Consider the following 25,133-nt stretch of genomic DNA (forward strand, 5'->3'; position numbering starts at 1 on the left):
TGGCGTTCGACCGTAATCCTAATTAAAGGCCATGGATGTCCTACTCAAGCAAACTTTCCGCTCATTACCTCGAACTCGCAAAAGCCTCTGTTTCCAAAGAGAATTTCGCGGGCGAGGACGTTCGCTTTTCGAGCGAATATGAGGCACTGGAAAGCGAGCTGGCGAAAGCCTCGTCCATGCACGAAAGCGGTCAGATCGACTGGCTGAAAATCCGCGAAAACAGCGAAAACCTGCTGCGCACCCAGTCCAAGGATTTGCGGGTCGGCGCCTGGCTGACGTGGGCCTTGTACCAGCGCGAATCGTTCCAGGGCTTGCTGGCTGGCCTCGGGTTGCTGCACCACCTGTGCGAGAACCACTGGGCTGACCTTCACCCGAACAAGGCCCGCACCCGCTCCGCTGCGATCAGTTGGCTGGTGCCGCGTCTCGAGCAGGTGCTGACCGAAAACGTCGCGATCAAAGAGCAGTTGCCGATGTTCCGGCGGCTGGTCGAACATCTGGAAGGCCTCGATGCCGCCTGCACCGAGCATTTGGGTGACGATGCGCCGCTGCTGCTGCCGATCTCCCGCCGTCTGAAAAACATGGTGCAACGCGCCGCCGACAACCAGCCGGAACCCGGCGTGGTTGGCGCCGCAGTGGCCCAGGTCAAACAGGCCGCGACGCAGCTGTTCGCCCCCGGCGCACCGATCGACAACGAAAAAGAAGCCCACAAGGCCCTGCGCGCCCAGCAGGAAAGTGCCCGTCCGTTGTGTGCCTGGTGGCTCAAGCAGAAAGCCACTGATCTGCGCGCCCTGCGCCTCAATCGCACGCTGCTGTGGCTGCCCATCGACGCAGTGCCCGAGCGTAACGCCGAGCAAATCACCGTGTTGCGCGGCTTGCCCGCCGACAAGCTCAAGGCCTATCAGGACCGCTACGATCAAGCCAAATACGCCGACTTGCTGGTGGAACTGGAGGCGAGCCTGGCGAAGGCGCCGTTCTGGTTCGATGGCCAGCGAATGGTCTGGGAGTGCCTCCAGGGCCTGAACGCCGAGATGGCAATGCGCGAAGTGGAAATCCACTTCGCGCTTTTGATTCAGCGCCTGCCCGGCATCATCGAATTGCGTTTCCACGACGGCGCGCCGTTCGCCGATCCGGCCACCCGCGCCTGGATCAGCGCCAGCGTCATGCCGCACCTGCAAAGCGCCAGTGCGCCGCGCAAGGTTGAAGTCGCCGACACCCAGCCAGCCTGGGAAGTGGCCCTCGAGGAAGTCCTGCCGATCCTGCGCAAGGACGGCCTCAAGGCCGCCGTGCAGATCCTCAAGCAGGGGCTGCAAAGCGCCCAGGGCGGACGCGTCCGGTTTTTCTGGCAGTTCGCCCTCGCGCGGCTGTGCTTCATGGCCAAGAAATACGAACTGGCCAAGACCCAACTCGAAACACTCGACCAAACATTACAGGACTCAGGCCTGAACGCCTGGGAGCCCGATCTTGCGCTGGAAGTGCTGCATTTACTGCATAGCTGCTGCGAGTTGTTGCCGCAGAACCATGCCGTACGTGAACGCAAGGAAGAGATTTATCGCAGGCTGTGCCACCTCGATCTCGAAGTGGTACTCGAATAGGCCCCAGGGCCACAACCGCAAGGAGAAAAGCCATGGCCAAAGAAGGCTCGGTAGCCCCCAAGGAACGCATCAACGTCACCTTCAAACCTGCCACCGGTGGTGCACAGGAAGAGATCGAACTGCCGTTGAAACTACTGGCAATCGGTGACTACACCCACCGCAAGGACGAACGCAAAGTCGAAGATCGCAAGCCGATCAGCATCGACAAGATGACGTTTGACGAAGTGCTGGCCAAGCAAGAGCTGAGCCTGACACTGAGCGTACCGAACCGTCTTCAGGAAGAAGGTGACACTGAAGAACTGGCCGTGAAACTGCGCGTCAATTCGATGAAGGACTTCAACCCGGCCTCGCTGGTCGAGCAAGTGCCTGAGCTGAAAAAACTGATGGAACTGCGCGACGCGCTGGTGGCCCTCAAAGGCCCACTGGGTAACGCGCCTGCGTTCCGCAAAGCCATCGAAGGCGTTCTCGCCGACGACGAATCCCGCGGTCGCGTACTGGGTGAGCTGGGCCTGAACGCCGCAGCCCAGGACGCCTGAGTCTCCATCAGCCTAAGGAAGCCAACACCATGAGCACTAGCGCAGCACAGCAAAAGAACAAAGAGAGTGGCGAATACAGCATTCTCGACAGCATCATCGCCGAAACCCGCCTGACGCCGGACGACGAAGCCTACGACATCGCCAAGCGCGGTGTGTCGGCTTTCATCGAAGAGCTGCTCAAGCCGCAGAACAACGGTGAGCCGGTCAAGAAAGCCATGGTTGACCGCATGATCGCCGAGATCGATGCCAAGCTCAGCCGTCAGATGGACGAAATCCTGCACCACCCTGACTTCCAGTCCCTGGAATCGTCGTGGCGTGGCCTGCAGTTGCTGGTCGACCGCACCAACTTCCGCGAAAACATCAAGATTGAAATCCTCAACGTCTCCAAAGAAGACCTGCTGGACGATTTCGACGATTCGCCGGAAGTGATGCAATCGGGCCTGTACAAGCACATCTACACCGCTGAATACGGTCAGTTCGGTGGTCAGCCTGTGGGCGCGATCATCGCCAACTACTTCATGTCCCCAAGCTCGCCGGACGTGAAACTGATGCAGTACGTTTCCAGCGTTGCCTGCATGTCCCACGCGCCGTTCATTGCGGCTGCCGGCCCGAAATTCTTCGGCCTGGAAAGCTTCACCGGCCTGCCGGACCTCAAGGATCTGAAAGATCACTTCGAAGGCCCGCAATTCGCCAAATGGCAGAGTTTCCGCCAGTCGGAAGACTCCCGTTACGTTGGCCTGACCGTGCCGCGTTTCCTGTTGCGTAACCCGTACGACCCGGAAGAAAACCCGGTTAAATCGTTCGTGTACAAAGAAACCGTCGCCAACAGCCACGAGCACTACCTGTGGGGCAACACTGCCTACGCGTTCGGCACCAAACTGACCGACAGCTTCGCCAAATTCCGCTGGTGCCCGAACATCATCGGCCCGCAGAGCGGTGGCGCGGTTGAAGACCTGCCGTTGCACCACTTCGAAAGCATGGGCGAAATCGAAACCAAGATTCCTACGGAAGTATTGGTTAGCGACCGTCGTGAATACGAACTGGCCGAGGAAGGCTTCATCTCCCTGACCATGCGCAAAGGCTCCGACAACGCGGCGTTCTTCTCCGCGAGCTCGGTGCAGAAGCCGAAGTTCTTCGGCATCAGCGCAGAAGGCAAGGCCGCAGAGCTGAACTACAAGCTCGGCACCCAACTGCCGTACATGATGATCGTCAACCGCCTGGCTCACTACTTGAAAGTGCTGCAGCGCGAGCAACTCGGTTCGTGGAAAGAACGTACCGACCTCGAGCTGGAACTCAACAAGTGGATCCGCCAGTACGTGGCCGACCAGGAAAACCCAAGCGCCGAAGTCCGTGGCCGTCGTCCACTGCGCGCTGCCCAGATCATCGTCAGCGATGTCGAAGGCGAGCCTGGCTGGTACCGCGTCAGCCTGAACGTGCGTCCGCACTTCAAGTACATGGGGGCCGATTTCACCCTGTCGCTGGTTGGCAAGCTGGACAAAGAGTAAGAGGAGCCTGAGTCATGACTGGATACGGCAGCCTTTTCGAACGCCTGGGTGGCGACGCGGACAAACGCGTCGGCTGGAGCCGCGAGGTCTCCGCCATGGCGTCCGTGGCTGCCCATCTGGCCAAGATGCTCAGCACCCGTGCGGGCAGCGTGCAAACGCTGTCCGATTACGGGCTACCCGATCTCAATGACATGCGTCTGAGCCTGCACGACTCCCTGAGTCAGGCCCGTCTGGCCATCGAAAATTTCATCGAAGCCTACGAGCCACGCTTGAGCAATGTGCGTGTCATCTCCCTGCCGCGTGATCACGATCAGCTTCGCCTGTCCTTCAGCATCGAAGGCCTGCTGGAAGTTGATGGTTTCAAGCGTCAGGTCAGTTTCGCCGCGCGCCTGGATGGCAGCGGTCAAGTCAAGGTCAACTAAGGAGATTCGTATGTCCGGCAAACCCGCAGCACGTGTCACCGACCCCACCGCTTGCCCGCTCCCCGGCCACGGCACCAACCCGATCGCCGCCGGTTCCGGCGACGTCTTCTTCGACGGCCTCGCGGCCGCCCGCCAAGGCGATGCCTCGGCGTGTGGTGGTGCGATGTCGGGCGGATTGGCGACGACGGTTTTGATCAACGGCAAACCGGCTGTGACGGTGGATTCCGTCGGGACCCATGGCAACAAGGTTACAGCTGGGTCCGGGACGGTGATTATCGGGAATTCGCATTCGCCGGTGCCGTTTGTGGCGCCGTTGCCTTTGATTCTGCCTGGTTTTGATGAGCAATTTGTCCTGACTGACAAAAGCGGAGCGCCTATGGCAAACCGTCGATATCTCTTGGTCCGAGAAAATGGTCTTCAAGAAGAAGGCGTTACTAGTGATACAGGTTTGACTCATCGAGTGACGCGGCACGCGAGTGCGGAAAAAGTCGATATTTACGTTGCATCAGAGGATTGATGCAAATGACGACAGACGTGTTGGAAACATCAACAGGGATATTTAAAAAGGTTGCTTCGACCAGCAGTACTGCTACTGCGGACAGGACACCGAAACATATCGTTCTGGAAGAAGGTCTGACTGTTTATCTCGGTGGTGCTGGGATGACCGGTGGGTATATTGATGACCAGATTAAGTCACTGCGTATGGTGGGTATTAGTGGCGCAGTAGTAGGGCGTAATACTGAGGGTCAATATGCTGATGCTGTTGCTGGCGTCAATAAGCACCGTTACAGGCTTAAGAAAATTAACGGCATGTCGGACACTGGACCGTATAGCGTTGAGGCGGACTGGAGTCTGAAGTCGTTAGGCGTTAGCCGATCTTTTCCAACCGGAGGGCAATTTAATCTTATTGGTTATTCCTTTGGATCGCTGGTAGCCGCCCAATCTGCTCTTTATTACGCAGATAAAGGGCAGGCCGTTGATTATCTTGTACTGATAGGTTCTCCAATTTCTGAAGAAATGCTTGGGGAAGTTAGGCAGCAATCCCTGATCGAGCATGTAGTCATTCTTGACTTGAAGGAGCATGGCGACCCTATTCATGCAGGCATGTCATTTTTTGACTTGGCTGAGCATGCTCCTTTGCTCGGCTCGCAGATGACCGAGTCCAGCGAGCGTAAAGAAGGTGTGGGACATTTTTACTACGGTATTGACGGTCCTTCAGGTGAGCAGCGCCGACTAGAGCTGGCAAAGTTCCTCTATGCACAGGGCTTGCGTTGATGGGTAGCGCAAAAACAGTCAGAGCAATGATCATCATCGCCAACGCTTTGATCGCACCGTTTGCATTGTTCGAAATTTATGCGGTTATCCGGTTCGGGTTTGCGGAGCCTTATAGTTATTTGCTTTCCGTTCCGCTGGGAATTATCTCGTTCTTGCTATTACAGTTCGCTATTGGTTATGGAGTGGTTAAAGGGTGGATGGCCTGCAGAATGCCCAGTAACTATTATTTGCTCGTGCTTTGGATAATCGGTTTGCTGGTGTTGTTCGTGCTTCCGAAGTTTTTTTCAGATGGGCCGATGTCGTGATTAGTTATGAAACTAACCCCATTCCAAAGATTGCGCTTGAGCTGCTGCATTCGAAAGATTTGGTCGTGTCGAAAATTCTTAAAATGATCAACTATTTTTATTTTTTGACCTCCGCGGTTTTTCTGTTGATGTCGTGCACTGATCCGAAAACTAAGTGGTCAATAGCTGGGGTTGATGTCTACGGAGGCTTATTTGTTTTTTGTATGTTTTTTTATATTCCGATGATGGCGTTTTCTTTTTACTATTTTGTAAGAGCGCTAATGAGTTTCTTCAAATATAAACGCTCGCACGATGGCTTTTCGTTCTTGGTTTCCTCCGTTGTAGGTGTTGTTGCTCTTTACAGTTTCAATCACTGGGTGTTCAGTGAAATTTACTAACGATTCGGCGCAGAACATTCGAAAAAGCGAATGCTGCGCTAATCCAAATTTTTTCAGAGTAGCGCTCTGGTCTCCGCTCCTGGTGATGTTGGCTTTGACACTGGTCGAGCAGGGCGACGAATACGCGGCGGTTCTGGACTGGCAACAAATGCTGTTGATCTACGTTCTCTCATTCGGAATCCCGGCCTACATCGCATTTGCCCTGTGGGCAATGCGAGCACTGAACGGAAAAACCGAACAGCAGATTTTGAAAAGCGTGTGGCGCGCACCACTGACCTTCATCCCTTTTTACGCTGTCCCGTGGGTGATTTATGGGTTGGCCCATGTGCTTTTGGGGAGCCTTGCCGGGTTCCCGATGATGTTGGGCTGGCTGGCTTTTTTACCGTACCTCCTCATTGCGGGCTACGTGGTTTCCGGTCTGACAGTCGCGCTCTACAGGACAGTTTTTTCATGAGATCCACCACCAGGAAGGTACCCCGTGTCCTTTAACCACTACTACCAAAGCGAACTCACCGCACTTCGCCAGTTAGGTCGTCGATTCGCCGAGCGTAGCCCGGCATTGGCGCCTTTCCTTGGCCAGGCCGGGCGAGATCCGGACGTGGAGCGGTTGCTTGAGGGCTTCGCGTTCCTGACCGGGCGCCTGCGCCAGAAGCTCGATGACGAGTTGCCGGAGCTGAGCCATTCGCTGATGCACTTGCTGTGGCCGAACTACATGCGGCCGTTGCCGGCGTTCAGCATTTTGCAGTTCGATCCGTTGAAGCGTTCGGGTCCCGCGTTGATGGTCGAGCGCGACACGCCAGTCGAGAGTGTGCCAATCGACGACGTGCGTTGCCGTTTCCGCACGTGCTACCCGACCGAAGTCTTGCCGCTGGATCTGGCTGCGCTGAATTACTCGGTGAAGGGCGACGGCTCGCTGTTGAGCCTGCGTCTGGAGATGAGCGCTGACGGTCATCTCGGTGAATTGGAGCTGAGCCGCCTGCGGCTGCACTTCGCCGGCGAGCGTTACATCAGCCAGATGCTCTACCTCAGCCTGCTGCGCAATCTGGAAGGCATCGAGCTGATCCCGCTGGACGGCGCCGGCAAGCCCATCAACGGCGTCAACGGCATGCCGATGGCGTTCAAGATGCCCGGCGACCGCGTGCAGCCGGTGGGTTTCGCCGAAGAAGAAGCGTTGATCCCGTATCCGCTGAATACCTTCCGTGGCTATCGCTACTTGCAGGAATACTTCGCTTTCCAGGACAAATTCCTGTTCGTCGACGTCAACGGCCTGGACATGCTCAAGGCATTGCCGGAAGACACGCTCAAGCAAATGCGCGGCCTCGAGTTGCGCTTCGACATTCGCAAGAGCGGCATCATGCGCATGCGCCCGACGCTGGACAACGTGAAGCTCTACTGCACGCCGATCGTCAACCTGTTCAAGCACGACGCGCTGCCGATCCGCCTCGACGGCAAGCAAGACGAATACCTGCTGCTGCCCGCCGAATTCGATTTGCAGAACTGCGGCGTGTTCTCGGTGGAAACGGTCACGGGATGGAAGCCCGGCGGCCTCGGTTATCAGGAATACGTGCCGTTCGAATCGTTCGAGCACGACCCGAGCTTCGACGTGCCCAACAGCCGTCCGCATTACAGCATCCGCCAGCGTTCGTCGCTGTTGCACGACGGCCTCGACACCTACCTGAGCTTCGGCATCCGCCACACCGAAGCCCACGAAACCCTGTCGATCGAGCTGATGTGCACCAACCAGAATCTGCCCAAAAAGCTCAAGCTCGGCGACATCAGCATGGCCTGCGAAGACACGCCGGAGTTCCTGAGCTTCCGCAACATCACCCCGGCCACACCCAGTTACGCGCCGCCGCTGAACCGCGACTTTCTCTGGAAGCTGATCAGCAACATGTCGCTCAACTACCTGTCGCTGGCCGACGTCAACGCGTTGAAGGTGATTCTGGAAACCTACGACCTGCCGCGCTACTACGACCAACACGCTGAAAAAGTCAGCAAACGCCTGCTCGGCGGGCTCAAGTCGATCAAGCACAAACACGTCGACCGGTTGCACCGAGGGTTACCGGTTCGCGGGTTGCGCACCGAACTGACCATCGACCCGGAAGGGTATATCGGCGAGGGCGACCTGTTCGTTTTCGCCTCGGTTCTTAACGAGTTTTTCGCGCTTTACGCCAGTCTCAATTCGTACCACGAGCTGCGAGTAAAAAGCACACAGGGAGAGGTGTACCAATGGACACCACGTATGGGCCTTCAGCCGCTTCTTTAAGCGGGCTGACCCGAGGAATACGCGAGTACTCGCTGTTTCAGGCCGTGCTGCTGGTGGTTGACCGGCTGCGCGAGGCCCACCCGCACCTGAGCCAGGACGATCTGTACGATCAGCTCGAATTCCAGGCCAACCCGAGCCTGGGTTTCCCTGGCAGCGACGTCGATCGCGTGGAGTTTTTCCACGAGCACGGGCAGATGCGCGCGCGCCTGCGTTTCAACCTGATCGGCCTGGTCGGTTCCGGCTCGCCACTGCCGGCGTTCTACGGTGAACAGGCCCTGGGCGACAGCGAAGACGGCAACCCGACCCGCAACTTCCTCGACCTGTTCCACCATCGCCTGCAACGGCTGATGCTGCCGATCTGGCGCAAGTACCGCTACCGCGCCAGTTTCGAGAGCGGCGCGCTCGATCCGTTTTCTTCCCAGCTTTTTGCCCTGATCGGCCTTGGCGGCGAAGAGATCCGCAAGGCCCAGGAACTGAACTGGAAACGTCTGCTGCCGTACCTCGGTTTGCTCAGTTTGCGGGCGCACTCGGCGGCGCTGATCGAAGCGGTGCTGCGTTACTACTTCAAGCACGCTGAACTGACCATCGAGCAGTGCATCGAGCGTCGCGTGGAGATTCTCGACGAGCAGCGCAATCGTCTGGGCCGCGCCAACAGCCTGCTTGGCGAAGACCTGGTGCTGGGCGAGCACGTGCGCGACCGCAGCGGAAAATTCCGCATCCACATCCGCGAGCTCGACTGGCAGCGCTTCCACGAATTCCTGCCGATCGGTTTCGGCTACCAGCCGCTGTGCGCGCTGGTGCGGTTCACCCTGCGTGACCCGCTCGATTACGACATTCGCCTGGTGCTGCGCCAGGAAGAAATCCGCGAACTGCGCATCGGTGAGCAAAACGCCTGTCGCCTGGGATGGACCAGTTGGCTGGGCCGCGAAAAAGCGGACGGCGTGGTTACCCTGGGCAGCAAAATTCATTAAGGACAGATGACCCATGATCAACGTAGACCTGCAACAACTTATCCAGGCGCTGGACGCCGAAACCCGTCGTGACCTGGAAAGTTCGGCCGAACGTTGCGTCGCCCGTGGCGGCAGCAAAATCCTCGTCGAAGACTTGCTGCTCGGCCTGCTGGAGCGCCCGCAAGGCCTGCTCGCACGCGCGCTGCAAGACGCCGAAGTGGATGCCGGCGAACTGAGCGCCGCGTTGCAATCGCGGGTCGAGCACAGCGCCTCGCGCAACCCGGTGTTCGCCCCGGAACTGGTGCAGTGGCTGCAAGATGCGTTGCTGGTGGCCAACCTTGAACTGGGCCAGAGCCAGGTCGAGCAAGCCGCGTTGATCCTCGCGCTGCTGCGCAACCCGATGCGCTACGCCGGCAGCCGCTACCAGTCGTTGCTGGCCAAGCTGAACATCGAGCGCCTGAAAGAATTCGCCCTGTCGCAGAAAGAACAACCGGCCACCGGCAAGCCTGCCGTGCCGGGCGAATCGCTGCTGGAGCGCTTCACGCACAACCTCACTCAACAAGCCCGCGACGGCAAACTCGACCCGGTGCTGTGCCGCGATGGCGCGATTCGCCAAATGGTCGACATCCTCGCCCGCCGTCGCAAAAACAACCCGATCGTGGTCGGTGAAGCCGGTGTCGGTAAAACCGCCATCGTCGAAGGCCTGGCCTCGCGCATTGCTGCCGGTGAAGTCCCGCAAGTGCTCAAAGGTGTCGAGTTGCTGTCGTTGGACATGGGCCTGTTGCAGGCCGGCGCCAGCGTCAAAGGTGAATTTGAACGTCGCCTCAAAGGCGTGATCGACGAAGTCAAAGCCTCGCCGAAACCGATCATTCTGTTCATCGACGAAGCGCACACGCTGATCGGCGCGGGCGGCAATGCCGGCGGTTCCGACGCAGCCAACCTGCTCAAGCCAGCCCTGGCCCGCGGCGAATTGCGCACCATCGCCGCCACCACCTGGGCGGAGTACAAAAAATACTTCGAAAAAGACCCGGCCCTGGCCCGTCGCTTCCAGCCGGTGCAACTGCACGAACCGACCGTCAGCGAAGCGGTGACCATCCTCCGTGGCCTGGCTCAGGTGTACGAGAAGAGCCACGGCATCTACCTGCGCGATGACGCGGTGGTGGCGGCGGCGGAATTGTCGGCACGTTACCTCGCGGGCCGTCAGCTGCCGGACAAAGCCGTCGACGTCCTCGACACCGCTTGCGCCCGTGTGCGCATCAGCCTCGCCGCCGCCCCGGAAAGCCTCGAACGCCTGCGTGGTGAACTGGCTGAAGGTGGCCGTCAGCGTCAGGCCCTGCGCCGTGATGCCGAGGCCGGTTTGCTGATCGATCACGAAGCGCTGGACGCGTTGGAAGATCGCCTGGCCACCGCCGAAGAGGAAATGGTCGCACTGGAAACCCTGTGGACCGAACAGAAAGAATTGGCCGAACGCTTGCTGGATCTGCGTCAGCAACTGGCCAAGGCCCGTGAAGCAGCAGCCGTCGAGCCAACCGTCACGGTTGAAGAAGACGCCGAAGGCACCGTGATCGAAACGCTGCCGGTGGACGAGGCGCACAGCGTTGAAACCCTGGAAGCCGCACTCAATGAAACGCACAAAGCCCTGACCGAGCTGCAGGTCAAAGAACGTCTGGTGAGCTTCGAAGTGTGCCCGCGTCTGGTCGCCGAAGTGATCAGCGCCTGGACCGGCGTGCCATTGGCTCAACTGGCCCGCGAGCACAACGCCAAAGTCGCGAGCTTCGCCACCGATTTGCGCACCCGCATTCGTGGTCAGGAACAAGCCGTTCACGCGCTGGACCGCTCGATGCGCGCCACCGCTGCCGGCCTGAACAAACCGGATGCGCCGGTTGGCGTGTTCCTGCTGGTCGGCCCGAGCGGCGTCGGCAAGACCGAAACCGCGCTGGCCCTGGCCGACTTGCTGTACGGCGGTGATCGTTTCATCACCACCATCAACATGTCCGAGTTCCAGGAGAAACACACCGTCTCGCGCCTGATCGGCGCACCGCCGGGCTACGTTGGTTATGGCGAGGGCGGCATGCTCACCGAAGCCGTGCGCCAGAAACCGTACTCGGTCGTGTTGCTCGATGAAGTCGAGAAGGCCGACCCGGACGTGCTGAACCTGTTCTACCAAATCTTCGACAAAGGCGTGGCCAACGACGGCGAAGGGCGCGAGATCGACTTCCGAAACACGTTGATTCTGATGACCTCGAACCTGGGCAGCGACCGCATCAGCGAACTCTGCGAAAACGGCGCACGGCCGAGTGCCGAAGTGCTTGAAGAAACCATCCGCCCGGTGCTCAGCAAACACTTCAAACCGGCGCTGCTGGCGCGGATGCGCGTGGTGCCTTACTACCCGGTCGGTGGCCCGGTGCTGCGCGAGCTGATCGAAATCAAACTCGATCGTCTGGGCGAGCGCCTGAACCGTCGCCAGCTGGATTTCACCTACTCGCAAGACCTCGTCGATCACCTGGCCGAACGTTGCACCCAAAGCGACAGCGGTGCGCGTTTGATCGACCACTTGCTCGACCTGCACGTGCTGCCGCTGGTGGCCGACCGTTTGCTCGATGCGATGGCCACGGGTGAAAGCCTCAAGCGTGTCCACGCGACGCTCGACGGTGGCGCCAGCGTGACGTGCGAGTTCGCCTGAGGTGGGTGTGATGTTCACTCAAGTGCCGCAACCGCTGGTGTATGCCGAAGCCTTGCTGGCGCAATTCGCCAGCCTGTCGCGCGCAGCGGACGGTGCTGCGCTGCTGGGTGACTTCGTGCGCGGGTTGGCCGAGCTCAGTGGTTGCGAATTGACGCAGCTGTACCTGCTGGACGCGACTCACACGTGCCTGGGGATGAACGCCGAGTGCCTCAACGGCATCCTGCAACCCCGGGAAGCGGCGAGCCTGCCGGCGGATTACAACGGTGAACAACTGCTGCAATTCGCCCTGTGCCAGAACCGCGTAGTGAGCCTCAGCGAGTTGAGCGGCAGCCTGCACGAAACCAGCTTTTTGCCGCCACAGGCCACGCCTTGGCAGTCGCTGTTGTGCGTGCCGCTGGTCAATCAGCAGAAAGCCGTCGAAGGCTTGCTGCTGTGCGCCAGTCGCCGGCACGTCGACCTGCAAGGCTTTGCCGATTCCCTCGCTCAACTGGGTTCGTTCGTGCTGGGCCAACTGCATCTGTTGCAGCGTTTGCGCCAGCCGGCGGGTGAGACGAGACCGTTGAAGGCCAGCGTCCCGAGCGCCAGCGGTTATGGCCTGATCGGCAAGAGCAAGGCCATGCGCGAGACGTATTCGCTGATCAGCAAAGTCCTGCACAGCCCGTACACCGTGCTGCTGCGCGGCGAAACCGGTACCGGCAAGGAAGTGGTCGCACGCGCCATCCACGACTGTGGCCCGCGCCGTTCCCAGGCGTTCATCGTGCAGAACTGCGCGGCGTTCCCCGAGAACCTGCTGGAAAGCGAACTGTTCGGCTACCGCAAAGGCGCGTTCACCGGCGCGGACCGCGACCGTGCCGGGCTGTTCGACGCGGCCAATGGCGGCACCTTGTTGCTCGATGAAATCGGTGACATGCCGCTGTCCCTGCAAGCCAAGCTGTTGCGGGTTTTGCAGGAAGGCGAGATTCGTCCGCTGGGTTCCAACGACACCCACAAGATCGACGTGCGCATCATTGCCGCGACGCACCGGGATTTGTCGGTGCTGGTCAGCGAAGGCAAATTCCGCGAGGACTTGTACTACCGCCTCGCGCAATTCCCGATCGAGCTCCCGGCCCTGCGCCAGCGCGAAGGCGACATCCTCGACCTGGCCCGGCATTTCGCCGACAAGGCGTGCTCGTTCTTGCAGCGCGATGCGGTGCGTTGGTCCGATGCGGCACTGGATCACCTATCCGGCTATGCGTTCCCCGGCAACGTGCGCGAACTCAAAGGCCTGGTCGAACGCGCGGTGTTGCTGTGCGAGGGCGGTGAGTTGCTGGCCGAGCATTTCTCCCTGCGCATGGAGGCCATGCCCGAAGACAACAGCCTGAACCTGCGCGAACGCCTGGAGCAGGTCGAACGCAGCCTGTTGCTCGATTGCCTGCGCAAAAACGACGGCAACCAGACCCTCGCCGCCCGCGAACTCGGCCTGCCACGCCGCACGCTGCTTTATCGCCTTGGGCGCCTGAATATCAACCTGGGGGATTTCGATGGTTAACGTATTTCGCGGCCAACAATTACCTGTGGCGAGGGAGCTTGCTCCCGCTGGGCTGCGCAGCAGCCCCAAACCCATGCGCCGCGGTGCATCAGTTAAACCGCATCTGCTGATCTACGACTGCTGCGCAGTCGAGCGGGAGCAAGCTCCCTCGCCACAAAGGCGACGCGCCAGGCCTCTGGCTAGAGCGCTCGGCCTAACCTCATCCGCTTCTAACAGCGCCGCCCACCCGGGTCGGCGCTTTGTGCTTTGTCTACCCATGGAGACCCTCTGATGCCTGTTCGTCACTGGCAAGCCGTCCTGCTGACCCTCGTCGTTCTATGCGGCCTCGGCGGCTGTAGCGGCAATTACAAATACAACGACAACACCTATCGCCCATTGGGTGATCCGCAGGCGGTCAATCGCGGCAAGTGACCGCAAGGAGTATCACCATGGAACTGGTTTTCGAAATGCTGAACACCAAGCAATTCGTGCCCACGGATTTGTGCCAGAAGACCTTCAAACAGGCTGGTGGCGTGATTGGCCGGGGCGAGGACTGCGACTGGATCATCCCTGACCGCAAGCGTCACCTGTCCAACCACCACGCGTTGATCAGCTACCGCGAAGGCACGTTTTTCCTGACCGATACCAGCAGCAACGGTATCCAGGACAGCGAGAGCGGCGCGCGCCTGCGCAAGGGCGAAGCGATGCGCATCGAGCACGGCAGCGTGTACGTGCTGGGTGATTTCGAGATCCGTGCGCGACTGGTCCGCGATCCGGCGACCTTCGACGTCGAAGTCGGCCGTCCGCAAGCGGCCGGCAGCATCATTCCGGACGATGCGTTCCTCGACCTCGATCCGCTGAACGCTCTCGATCAGCAAGAGCGCGTGTATTCGGAAATCGACGAACTGATCTCCCCGAGCACGACCATTGAGGACACCCGTCAGCGCGCCGACTACGCCCGCATCGACATGGAAAGCCTGATGGTCCCGGAGCTGATCAACGCCCCGGCCGAGCCAGCCCCTGCTCCACCGCCCAAAGCGGTCGAGCGTCAGAGCGAAGGTTTCTGGGAGCACTTCGGCGCCGCGCTGGGCGTGGACCTCAAAGGCCTCGACCACGACGCCCGCGAAGCCATGGCGCTGAACGCTGCGCGCTTGCTCAAGCAGAGCGTCGGCGGGTTGCAGCAGAGCCTGCGCACCCGCAGCGAACTGAAAAACGAACTGCGACTGGCCCAGACCACGGTGCAAGGCACTCACAAGAACCCGCTGAAATTCGCCGTCGATGCCGGCGAAGCGCTGGGCATTTTGTTGCAGCCGAACAAGCCGGGCCAGATGCCGCCCGAGCAAGCGATCTCCCGTGCGTTCCGTGATTTGCAGGCGCATCAGGTGGCATTGCTGACCGCCAGCCGCGCCGCCGTTCGCGGCACGCTGGAACACTTCTCGCCGCAGCAACTGACCCTGCGTTTCGAGCGCGACAACAAGCCGTTGCTGGCCACATCCGGCAGCCGCTGGAGAGCCTACGGTCGTTATCACCAGGCCCTGCGCCAGGACGATGACTGGAGCGAGCGCCTGCTGGCTCGCGATTTCGCCCAGGCCTACGAAGAACAGATCCGCCTGATTTCCACCCTTCACACCGACCACCAAGGATGATGCGCATGTCTCGCTGCTCGACCGCTTTTTTCAAGACGCTGACGGCGTTCGCGGCCCTGGTGCTGCTGGCTGGCTGCTCGTCGCTGTCGCCGTATTCCCACGTCACCAAGCTCAACTTGAAGCTCACCGCCAGCGATCAGCTGAACCCGGACCTCAATGGGCGTCCGTCGCCGATCGTCGTCCGCCTGTTCGAGCTCAAGCACCCGGTGACCTTCGAGAACGCTGACTTCTTCAGCCTGTACGAGCGCGCCAAGGAATCCTTGGCCCCGGACCTGGTGGCCAGCGAAGAACTCGAACTGCGCCCGGGCGAAACCGTCGAGCTCAAGCTCAGCGTGGAGGAGGGCAGCCGCTACGTCGGCATCCTCGCCGCCTACCGCGACCTGCCGGAAACCAAATGGCGCTATACGGTGCAAATCACCCCGGTGGAAGTCACCGACGCAGACCTGACCCTCGATCAGGCCGGTATTCGCAACAGCAACGAAACGCTCGCCAAGGCGGATGACTGAACATGAATTCCCATAAAGTCATTTGGCAGGAAGGCATGCTGCTGCGTCCGCAGCACTTCCAGCATAACGACCGTTATTACGAGCACCAGATGAAGACCCGCACCCAGTTGCTGGGCAGCTACACCTGGGGCTTCCTCAATCTGGAAATCGATTTGCAGTTCCTCAACATGGGCAAACTGGTGATCAGCCAGGCCTCGGGGATTCTGCCGGACGGCAGTCTGTTCGAACTCGGCGGCAACACCGAGCCGTTGGCCCTCGACGTGCCGCCGAACACCGGCAACACGCCGATCTACCTGGCACTGCCGCTGGTCACCGGCAATCACATCGAGTCCCGCCGCCCGGAGCAATCCGACGTGCTGGCGCGCTATACCGCGTATGAAGCGGAAGTGGCCGACTCCAACGCAGGCGATGACTCCGCCAGCCAGGTCAGCTGTGGCCGCCCGGACTTCAAACTGTTGCTCGGTGAGCAACAGAGCGACCAGGCTTACGTGAAGCTGAAAATCTGCGACGTGCTCGACACCACGCCCGACGGCGTAATCAGCCTCGACCCGGATTTCGTGCCGACCTACATTCAGGCGCATGCCTCCAGCTACTTGCTGTCGTGCCTGAAAGAAGTGATCAGCATGCTCGGTCACCGTGGCGACACCATCGCCGAGCGCATCCGTTCCAACGGCAAGGTCGGTGGCGCGGAAGTCGGCGACTTCATGATGCTGCAACTGATCAACCGCACCGAACTGCTGCTGCGTCACTACCTCGGCCTGGAGCAGGTTCACCCGGAAGAGTTGTACCGCACGCTGCTGACCATGCTCGGCGACTTGGCAACCTTCTCCAGCGACAGTAAACGCCCGCGTCTGGACAGCCGTTACCAGCACAGCGACCAGGGCGCGAGCTTCCGCAAACTGATGGAAGCGATTCGTCAGGTGCTGTCGATGGTGCTCGAACAGCACGCCATCGAACTGGTGCTGCAAGCGCGTCAGTACGGGATCATTGTCTCGCCGTTGCACGACCACAAACTGCTGGGCTCGGCGTCGTTCGTGCTTGCCGCCAGTGCCAACTGCGACTCCGAAGAATTGCGCCACCGCTTGCCGGCGCACCTCAAGGTCGGCCCGGTGGAGCGCATCCGCCAGCTGGTCAACCTGCACCTGCCGGGGATCAAGGTCAAACCGTTGCCGGTGGCACCACGGCAGATCGCGTTCCACTCCAACAAAACCTATTTCATTCTCGAACTCAGTTCCGAAGACCTGGCACAACTCGAGCGCTCCGGCGGCTTCGCGTTCCACGTGTCCGGCGAATTTGCCGAGCTTGAACTGAAATTCTGGGCCATCAGGAACTGACCGACATGATCAAGGACATGGAACATAACCAGGACGATAAAACCGTCCTGCTCGACCGCCAGGGCCACGGCCCTGCTTCGAGTCCGCTGACAGACTTCGCTGCACCGCCGCGCTTCGAACAGCTTGAAGAACGGATGATTTATGCCGCGCGCCTGCGCCCGGCGGAATCCTTCAACATCAGCCTCAATTCGCTGGTGGCCGCGGCGTCCGATCTGTTGTCGGAAGTGGTGCGCCTCAAGCACAGCGATACCCGCGAAGACATGTACGCGCTCAACGAGCGCCTGACTGCCGGGCTGAAACTGTTTGAAGTGCGCGCCCTGCACAACGGCGCCGAAAGCAGCCAGGTGATGGCCGCGCGTTACGTGCTCTGCACCGTGGTCGACGAAGCCGTCGTGACCACGCCGTGGGGCAACGAAAGCGAGTGGTCGCAGATGAGCCTGCTCAGCAGCTTCCACAACGAAACCTTCGGTGGCGAGAAGTTCTTCCAGCTGCTGGATCGCCTGTCGAAAAACCCGGTCAAGCACCTGCCGATGCTGGAGCTGATGTACCTGTGCCTGTCCCTCGGTTTCGAAGGCAAATACCGGGTGCAAGCCCGCGGCATGCTCGAACTCGAAGGCATCCGCGACGCCTTGTATCGCCAGATCCGTCAGTTGCGCGGCGATGTGCCTCGTGAGTTGTCGCCGCATTGGGAAGGCTTGAACGATCAGCGCCGCAGCCTGGTGCGCATCGTGCCGGCGTGGATGGTGGTGCTGTTCACCGTGGTCTGCCTGGTGGTGATGTATTCGGGTTTCGCCTGGGTATTGGGCGAGCAACGCGAAACCGTTCTGCAACCTTTTCAGCAGCTAGATCCGGCCGCGGTCCAGCCGCAGTCGCAGCCGTAAACAGGGACGTGTGATGAAAAAGTTTTTCAAGAAAGTCGGCGCATTCTTGCGCAAGACCTGGGTCTGGACCTTGCTGGTGGTGCTGTTTGTCGCGCTGCTGGTGTGGTTTGTCGGGCCGCTGCTGGCCGTTGATGACTACAAGTTCTGGGAAGGTTCGACCTCCCGCCTGCTGACCATCAGTGTGCTGTTCCTGATCTGGGGCCTGACCATGGTCTTCGTCAGCTGGCGCGCTGGCGTACGCAAAAAGGCTATCGAAGACACCGAAGACGGCCAGGATCGTATCCGCCGTGAAGAGCTGATCGACGAAGAGCAGAAAGAACTTCGCGTGCGCTTCAAGGATGCGTTGAAAACCCTGAAGACCTCGAGCCTGTATCGCGGTCGCAGCGAACGCTGGCGCAGTGACTTGCCGTGGTACTTGCTGATCGGCCCGCAGGGCAGTGGCAAGACCAGCCTGCTGGACTTCTCGGGCCTTGAGTTTCCGATCAACAAGATCGACCGCAAGCTGACCCGCGACACCCTCGGCACCCGTCATTGCGACTGGTACTTCGCCGACCACGGTGTGCTGATCGACACCGCCGGGCGTTACCTGACCCAGCCGGATGCCGAAGTCGATGGCAGTGCCTGGAGCACCTTGCTCGACCTGCTGCGCAAGCGTCGCCGCAACCGTCCGTTGAACGGCGTGCTGGTGACCATCCCGGTTGAATTGCTGCTGGGCAACACCGAGCAGGACCTCGACACCCTGGCTCGCCAGGTGCGTGCGCGTCTGCAAGACGTGCATCAGAAACTGCACGTCGATGTGCCGGTTTATCTGGTGCTGAGCAAGGCGGACAAGCTGCTCGGTTTCGACGAGTTCTTCGATCAACTGACCCGCGAAGAAAGCGATCAGGTGCTCGGCACCAGCTTCCGCAAAGAGCAGAGCGGCACCGACGTCGCCGTCCTGCGCGCCGAGTTCGAAGAGCTGCTGCGTCGCCTGAACAGCCAGGTGATCATGCGCATGCACCAGGAGCGCGATACCCAGCGCCGTGGCCGCATCCTCGACTTCCCGCATCAACTGGGGCAGATCGGCGAGCGCCTTTGCCTGTTCGTCGACATGGCGTTCACCGGCAACCGCTACCAGCGTGTCAGCCAGTTGCGTGGTTTCTACCTGACCAGCGCCCCGCACCTGACTCAAGAGATGGACCAGACCACCGCCGGCATCGGCGCCAGTCTGGGCATGAGCGCCGGCATGCTGCCGACCTTGCGCAGTGGCCGTTCGCGGTTCATTCACCATTTGCTCAGCCGGGTGATTTTCCCCGAGGCCGACCTGGCCGGTCTGGACAAGCGCGAACGCAGCCGCATCCATTGGGGGCAACGTGCCCTTTACGTGGGCGCACTGGCGGCACTGGCGCTGTTCGGCATGCTCTGGGCCGGCGGTTTCTCCGCCAACTACGAGCGTCTGGAAAACCTGCGCAACCTGGCGACCAACTGGACTCAGCAGCGCTCGGCCCTGACCGCGCGCGATGATTCCATGGCCGTGCTCAAGACCCTCGACACCAGCTATGCGGCGACCCAGGTCTTCCCGAAAAAAGGTGACGTGTCGTACCACGAGCGTGGCGGCCTGTACCAAGGTGAAGAGGTCAACCCGGTGGTCAAGGACGCCTACGAGCGTGAGCTCGAAGCGCAATTGCTGCCGAAGGTTGCGACGCTGCTGGAAGGGCAGATCCGCGCCAATATGAAGGACCGCGAACGCTTGCTCAACAGCCTGCGCGCGTACCTGATGCTGAACATGAAGGATCGTCGCGATGCGGCATGGCTCAAGGATTGGGTCGCCACTGACTGGTCCCAGCGTTACGCCGGCAACACTGCGGTGCAGAACGGTTTGAACACGCACTTTGAGCGTCTGCTCAAGCAGCCGTTTATCTACCCGCTGAACGATCAACTGGTGGCCCAAGCGCGTCAGGTATTGCGCAGCGAGTCGCTGGCCAACGTGGTTTACCGGATGCTGCGCGAGCAGGCCCGCAACCTGCCGGAATACCGTCTGAGCCAACACATCGGTCCGCAGGCTTCGCTGTTTGTCGGCACCGATTACGTGATCCCGGGGTTCTACACCCAGCAGGGTTATCAGCAGTATTTCTCGGTTCAGGGCAGCGCGCTGGTCACCGATATCCTGCGTGACAACTGGGTACTGGGCGAAGGCGCGGGCATCAGCGGCATGGACTTGCGTCGCCTGATGGTCGAACTGGAGCAATTGTACTTCCGCGACTACGCCAACTTCTGGAGTGAGGCGGTCGGCCAGGTTGCCCTGCCACCGATCAACGATGCGGGCGAGGGCGCCGAGCAACTGGCGGGCCTGACGTCGGCCAATTCCCCGGTGCTGCAACTGCTGGTGGAAGTGCGCGAGAACACCCGGTTCCCGGCAGAAGCCGAACCGGCTGAGCAAGCGGCTGAAGCCGCTGGAGCACTGGCCGATCAGAAAGGCAAATTGGGCAAGCTGGGCAAACTGGCGTCTGCCGCAGCGGACCAGGCTTCGGAGATGGCGGCGATCAAAAACCTGCCGGATACCGCGAAGAAATCCCTGCAACGCCGCTTCGAACCGTTGCACCGTCTGCTGGATGACAACAACGGCCCGGCCGCTGATTTGACCCCGGCACTGACGGCGCTCAACGACCTGCAACTGCAACTGGCGAGCCTGGCGCGTGCCAGTTCCCCGGATCAGGCCGCGTTCGAAATGGCCAAGACTCGCATGAGCGGCCAGCGTGATGCGCTGAGCAACTTGCGCAATGCCTCGAACCGTCTGCCGCGTCCCGTCAGCGTTTGGTTCAACGTGCTGGCCGAAGACACCTGGCGTCTGGTGCTGAACGATTCCTACCAGTACCTGAACCAGCGTTATCAGAGCGAGCTGTACAGCTTCTACGGCAAGGCGATCAACAAGCGCTACCCGTTCAGCGCCCACAGCACCAGCGACGTCGCGATCAGCGACTTCCGCGAGTTCTTCAAGGCGCAGGGCATCAACGATCGCTTCTTCGAGACCTACATGCGTCCGTTCGTCAGTGGCGATCCAGGCAATTACCGTCTGCGTTCCATCGACGGTCACAGCATGCCGATCTCCAAGGTCTACCTCGACCAGATGGCCGCGGCCCAAGTGATCCGCCAGAGCTTCTTCTCGGTCAACCCGGCCGAGCCGCAAGTGCAGTTCAAACTGGAGCCGTACACCCTCGACCCGGCTGTCAGCCGTTCCGAGTTCAAGTTTGGCGACAAGACCATCGAATACCGTCACGGCCCGATCGTGCCGGTGTCCTTCAAATGGCCGACCGACGCTGAAGACGGTCGCACCAGCCTGGTCCTCGACAAAATGGCTGGCCGCCCGATCGGCATCGAGAAGAACACCGGCCCGTGGTCGCTGTTCCGTCTGTTCGACCTGATGCAGACCGAGTACCTGAACGGTCGCGACGTGATGGTCCTGAAAGCTGACGTGGGTGGCCTGCGCGCCAATTACCTGCTCAGCAGCCAGCGCACGCCGAACCCGTTCGACATGGGCGTGCTGCGCACCTTCCGTATGCCGGTGCAGCTCTGATGCTGGTTGCCAGTCCCTGGCGCAGCGCTGCGCGTACCGATCCGGGCAAGGTTCGGGCGCGCAACGAAGATGCTTTCCTCGACTGTCCACAGCAGGGGCTGTGGGTGGTCGCGGACGGCATGGGCGGTCATCAGGGTGGCGACATCGCCAGCCAGTTGATCGTCGCCAGCCTGGCGGAATTGCCGGTGCAGGACGACTTCGACGAACGACTCAAAGGCATTCGCCAGTGCCTGCACTGGTTGAATCGCCGCTTGGGTCAGGAGTTGACCGTCACCGCCGGGCGCCATGACAGCATCATGGGCAGCACCGTGGTGGCGCTGCTGGTGGAAGGCAATCGAGCGGCCTGTATCTGGGCCGGCGACAGCCGTTGCTACCTGTGGCGCGGCCAGCGTTTGTATCAGCTGTCCAAGGACCATTCGCTGCAACAGCAACTGATCGACGAGCAAAACATGAGCGTCGAGGACGCCCGTGCGCATCCGTCGGCCCATGCCCTGACCCGTGCGGTCGGGGCGGCTGATGTGCTGACGCTGGACGTGCTCGAACTCGAGGTCTACCCCGGCGATACGTTTCTGTTGTGCAGCGACGGTTTGTACCAAGGGCTCAGCAGCGATGCCTTGGGCAACGCCCTGAGCCTGACCGCGCCGCACGTTGCGCTGGAGCGTCTGTTCGACGGCGCCTTGCGTGGCTCGGCCCGGGACAACCTGACTGCCGTGGTGATCCGACAATGACCCAACTCATGCCGCCGCTCGACGACCTGCTGGTGACCGACGAGGAAGCCAATAACCTGACTTACTTCGCGTTCGCCAAGTCGCATAAAGCTGAGCCCGCGCTGGCGCCAACCAAGGCCAGCATCGGCGAAATGCCCGACGTGCTCGCAGGCCGTTACCGCATCGAGCGTCTGCTCGGTGCCGGCGGCATGGGCGCGGTTTACCGCGCACGGGACTTGCTGAGCGAACAGTTCGGCGATCCCGACCCTTACATCGCGCTGAAAATCCTCAGCGAAGAATTTGCCGAATCGCCGGACGCCAGCGCCTTGCTCTACAGCGAGTTCGCTCTGATCCGGCGCCTGCGCCACGACAACGTGCTGCGCTTGCACAGCTTTGAAGTGGACACCGATTGCCAGCGCGCCTTCATCACCATGGAACTCATGCGTGGGCTGACCCTGGACAAACTGCTCTGCGAGCGCCCCTTGGGCCTGCCGTGGAAAGAACTGCGCGACATCGCGCTGCCGCTGCTCGACGCGCTGGCCTACGCCCACGCTCGCGGCGTGCTGCACGGTGACATGAAACCGAGCAACGTGATGCTCAGCGAAGAAGGCGTGCGCCTGTTCGACTTCGGCCTCGGCCAGGCTGAAGAGGGCATCCTGCCTGGCTTGCCACACCTGAGCCGCGACCGCTTCAACGCCTGGACCCCGGGCTACGCCGCCCCCGAACTGCTTGAAGGTCAACCGCTGTCGGCCAGTGCAGATGTTTACGGCGTGGCCTGCGTGCTCTACGAACTGGCGGGCGGCAAACACCCGTTCCGCCGCTTGCCGTCGACCGAAGCCCGCGACGGCCACCTCGAACGCGAGCTGCACGCTCCACGAAATCTACCGAAACACTGCTGGCCAGCCCTGCGAACGGCGCTGGCTTTCGATGCGGCCAAGCGCACCATCACCGCCGCCCAACTGCGTGACGCCCTGGGCGCCACTTCGTCTTTGCTGCAACGCCTGCGACTGCGGGCGTAACGGATGACTACCGAACAGGGAGCAAGCAATGTTCAACTCAGCTAACGAAACCCACTTCAGCCTCACTGTTGAAGACTACGTGGGCGACCTGCAAGTGCTGTCGTTCACCGGCACTGAAGGCATCAGCCAGCCGTATCGCTTCGACCTGGAACTGGTCAGCGAAAACCCCGATCTGGACCTGGAAAAACTCCTGCACAAACAGGCGTTCCTGGCGTTCGATCCGCAGGGCTCCGGCATCCATGGCCAGATCTACCGCGTCGCCCAAGGCGATGCCGGCAAGCGCCTGACCCGCTACAAAATCTCTCTGGTGCCGCAACTGCAATACCTGCATCACCGCACCAACCAGCGCATCTACCAGCAGATGTCCGCGCCGAAAATCATCGCGCTGATCCTCGACGAGCACGGCATCAAGGGCAACGCCTACCGCTTCCAGCTCAGCCAGCCGTGCCCGGATCGCGACTACTGCGTGCAGTACGACGAAACCGACCTGCACTTCGTCCAGCGCCTGTGCGAAGAGGAAGGTATTCACTACCACTTCCAGCACAGCGACAAAGCCCATCTGCTGGTCTTCGGCGACGACCAGACCGTGTTCCCGAAGCTCGGGCAGCCAACCGCGTATGTGCAAGGCAGCGGCATGGTCGCCGACGAGCCCGTCATCAAAGGCTTCAAACTGCGCCTCGAAACCCGCACCGGCCGCGTCACGCGCCGCGACTACGATTTCGAAAAACCGCGCCTGCAACTCGAAGCCGCCTACAAACCCGACGGCGAAAGCACCGAACCGGATCTGGAAGATTACGACTACCCCGGCCGCTTCCTCGACCGCGCGCGCGGCAAATTCCTCAGCCAACGCGCCCTCGAACGCCACCGCGCCGACTACCAGCAAGCCGAAGGCCACGGCGACCAGACCACCCTCGTTAGCGGCCACTTCCTGGAAATGTCCGACCACCCGCGCACCGAGTGGAACGACCTCTGGCTGCTCACCGAAATCGTCCACGAAGGCAAACAGCCGCAAGTCCTCGAAGAGTCCGTGACCAGCGACACCACCGACAACAAAGACGACTTCCACCAGGGCTACCGAAACCGCTTCCTCGCCACCCCATGGAACGTCTTCTACCGCCCCGCGCTGGAACACCCGAAACCCCGCGTCCTCGGCAGCCAGACCGCCATGGTCACCGGGCCCAAGGGCGAAGAAATCCACTGCGATCAGTACGGCCGCATCAAAGTGCAATTCCACTGGGACCGCGAAGGCCAGGCCGACGACAAAACCAGTTGCTGGATGCGCGTGTCTTCGAGCTGGGCCGGGGATCGCTACGGCGCCATCGTCATTCCGCGTATTGGGATGGAAGTGCTGGTAACGTTCCTTGAAGGGGATCCCGATCAGCCGTTGGTGACCGGGTGCCTGTACCACAAGGAAAACCAGGTCCCCTACGAATTGCCGGCGAACAAAACCCGCACCGTCTTCAAAACCCTCAGCTCCCCAGGGGGCGGTGGGTTCAATGAACTGCGGATTGAAGACAAGAAAGGGGCCGAGCAGATCTTTATTCACGCCCAACGGGATTGGGATGAAAACATTGAGCATGATCAGAAGATTCGCGTGGGGAATGAACGCCACGACACGGTGGTGAAGAACACCTACACCGAGCTGAAAGCCGAAGAACACCGCACCACCATCGCCGACCGCAAGGTTGAAGCGCGGCTGGATGATCACCTGACGATTGGGCAGAACCAGCACGTGAAGCTCGGGACTGCGCAGCTGACGAGTGTCGGGAAAGAGATTCATCTGAAGGCTGGGGCGAAGATTGTTATTGAAGCTGGCAGCGAACTCACCATTTTGGGGGGAGGGAGCTTTATCAAGCTGGATGCTGGCGGGGTGACGGTTGTTGGGCCGGTGGTGAAGATTAATGCGGGTGGTTCGGCAGGGAGCGGGACGGGGATTGGGATTAAGCCGCCGGTGTTGCCGGGGGCGGCGGATAAGGATAAGGCGGGGAGTTTGATGGATCAGGCGTTGGGGAATGCTGTGCCTGAGAAGGTTAAACCGAAGGCTTTTTTTGTGTTTTCTGAGTGATCGA

Annotated in this window: 21 protein-coding genes; all 21 read left to right on the top strand. The window is 60.6% G+C overall.

Features of this window, described 5'->3' with window-relative positions:
* The first annotated feature begins 35 nt into the window (after window positions 1–35).
* Window positions 36–1,592 (top strand): type VI secretion system protein TssA, encoded by a 1,557-nt coding sequence (gene tssA / locus BLU63_RS10855; protein ID WP_077748557.1) that lies wholly within the window; start codon window positions 36–38, stop codon window positions 1,590–1,592.
* A gap of 32 nt (window positions 1,593–1,624) precedes the next feature.
* A complete protein-coding gene (gene tssB, locus BLU63_RS10860; protein ID WP_010465292.1) occupies window positions 1,625–2,128 on the top strand; it encodes a type VI secretion system contractile sheath small subunit in 504 nt (167 codons plus the stop codon).
* Window positions 2,129–2,157: 29 nt separating this feature from the next.
* Window positions 2,158–3,633: a type VI secretion system contractile sheath large subunit gene (tssC, locus tag BLU63_RS10865; RefSeq protein WP_010465290.1), complete on the top strand. Its 1,476-nt coding sequence runs from the start codon at window positions 2,158–2,160 to the stop codon at window positions 3,631–3,633.
* Window positions 3,634–3,647: 14 nt separating this feature from the next.
* Window positions 3,648–4,055: a type VI secretion system baseplate subunit TssE gene (gene tssE / locus BLU63_RS10870; RefSeq protein ID WP_008150080.1), complete on the top strand. Its 408-nt coding sequence runs from the start codon at window positions 3,648–3,650 to the stop codon at window positions 4,053–4,055.
* A 10-nt stretch (window positions 4,056–4,065) separates the two neighbouring features.
* Entirely contained in the window at window positions 4,066–4,572 is a 507-nt protein-coding gene (locus BLU63_RS10875; protein ID WP_083375448.1) for a PAAR domain-containing protein, read from the top strand.
* Between the two features lie 5 nt (window positions 4,573–4,577).
* Window positions 4,578–5,330, top strand: coding sequence for a hypothetical protein (locus BLU63_RS10880; protein ID WP_010465285.1), 753 nt, complete (start codon window positions 4,578–4,580; stop codon window positions 5,328–5,330).
* Window positions 5,331–5,356: 26 nt separating this feature from the next.
* A complete protein-coding gene (locus tag BLU63_RS10885; RefSeq protein ID WP_224795533.1) occupies window positions 5,357–5,635 on the top strand; it encodes a hypothetical protein in 279 nt (92 codons plus the stop codon).
* A gap of 363 nt (window positions 5,636–5,998) precedes the next feature.
* Window positions 5,999–6,466, top strand: coding sequence for a hypothetical protein (locus tag BLU63_RS10895; RefSeq protein ID WP_231990950.1), 468 nt, complete (start codon window positions 5,999–6,001; stop codon window positions 6,464–6,466).
* Between the two features lie 24 nt (window positions 6,467–6,490).
* Complete coding sequence (gene tssF, locus BLU63_RS10900) at window positions 6,491–8,278, top strand: type VI secretion system baseplate subunit TssF (protein ID WP_010465276.1); 1,788 nt, start codon at window positions 6,491–6,493, stop codon at window positions 8,276–8,278.
* Window positions 8,242–9,249, top strand: a complete 1,008-nt coding sequence (tssG, locus tag BLU63_RS10905) for a type VI secretion system baseplate subunit TssG (protein WP_010465275.1) — start codon at window positions 8,242–8,244, stop codon at window positions 9,247–9,249. The genes tssF and tssG overlap by 37 nt, the downstream gene beginning before the upstream one ends.
* 13 nt (window positions 9,250–9,262) lie before the next feature.
* A complete protein-coding gene (tssH, locus tag BLU63_RS10910) occupies window positions 9,263–11,911 on the top strand; it encodes a type VI secretion system ATPase TssH (RefSeq protein ID WP_083375450.1) in 2,649 nt (882 codons plus the stop codon).
* Between the two features lie 10 nt (window positions 11,912–11,921).
* Window positions 11,922–13,439, top strand: a complete 1,518-nt coding sequence (locus BLU63_RS10915) for a sigma-54 interaction domain-containing protein (RefSeq protein WP_077748561.1) — start codon at window positions 11,922–11,924, stop codon at window positions 13,437–13,439.
* A gap of 270 nt (window positions 13,440–13,709) precedes the next feature.
* Window positions 13,710–13,850: a hypothetical protein gene (locus BLU63_RS10920; protein WP_007894589.1), complete on the top strand. Its 141-nt coding sequence runs from the start codon at window positions 13,710–13,712 to the stop codon at window positions 13,848–13,850.
* 17 nt (window positions 13,851–13,867) lie between these two features.
* Entirely contained in the window at window positions 13,868–15,064 is a 1,197-nt protein-coding gene (gene tagH, locus BLU63_RS10925; RefSeq protein WP_077748562.1) for a type VI secretion system-associated FHA domain protein TagH, read from the top strand.
* 5 nt (window positions 15,065–15,069) lie between these two features.
* Window positions 15,070–15,570, top strand: a complete 501-nt coding sequence (gene tssJ / locus BLU63_RS10930; protein ID WP_010465266.1) for a type VI secretion system lipoprotein TssJ — start codon at window positions 15,070–15,072, stop codon at window positions 15,568–15,570.
* Between the two features lie 2 nt (window positions 15,571–15,572).
* On the top strand, window positions 15,573–16,904 hold the full coding sequence (gene tssK, locus BLU63_RS10935; RefSeq protein WP_077748563.1) for a type VI secretion system baseplate subunit TssK: 1,332 nt from the start codon (window positions 15,573–15,575) through the stop codon (window positions 16,902–16,904).
* A gap of 5 nt (window positions 16,905–16,909) precedes the next feature.
* Window positions 16,910–17,785: a type IVB secretion system protein IcmH/DotU gene (gene icmH / locus BLU63_RS10940; protein ID WP_010465262.1), complete on the top strand. Its 876-nt coding sequence runs from the start codon at window positions 16,910–16,912 to the stop codon at window positions 17,783–17,785.
* A 13-nt stretch (window positions 17,786–17,798) separates the two neighbouring features.
* Window positions 17,799–21,338: a type VI secretion system membrane subunit TssM gene (gene tssM, locus BLU63_RS10945; protein WP_083375451.1), complete on the top strand. Its 3,540-nt coding sequence runs from the start codon at window positions 17,799–17,801 to the stop codon at window positions 21,336–21,338.
* On the top strand, window positions 21,338–22,066 hold the full coding sequence (locus tag BLU63_RS10950; RefSeq protein ID WP_010465258.1) for a PP2C family protein-serine/threonine phosphatase: 729 nt from the start codon (window positions 21,338–21,340) through the stop codon (window positions 22,064–22,066). The genes tssM and BLU63_RS10950 overlap by 1 nt, the downstream gene beginning before the upstream one ends.
* Window positions 22,063–23,064 (top strand): serine/threonine-protein kinase, encoded by a 1,002-nt coding sequence (locus BLU63_RS10955; protein ID WP_077748566.1) that lies wholly within the window; start codon window positions 22,063–22,065, stop codon window positions 23,062–23,064. The genes BLU63_RS10950 and BLU63_RS10955 overlap by 4 nt, the downstream gene beginning before the upstream one ends.
* A gap of 28 nt (window positions 23,065–23,092) precedes the next feature.
* Window positions 23,093–25,129, top strand: coding sequence for a type VI secretion system Vgr family protein (locus BLU63_RS10960; RefSeq protein ID WP_083375452.1), 2,037 nt, complete (start codon window positions 23,093–23,095; stop codon window positions 25,127–25,129).
* Window positions 25,130–25,133 lie beyond the last annotated feature (4 nt).

This window comes from Pseudomonas mandelii (assembly GCF_900106065.1).
Taxonomy (GTDB): domain Bacteria; phylum Pseudomonadota; class Gammaproteobacteria; order Pseudomonadales; family Pseudomonadaceae; genus Aquipseudomonas; species Aquipseudomonas mandelii.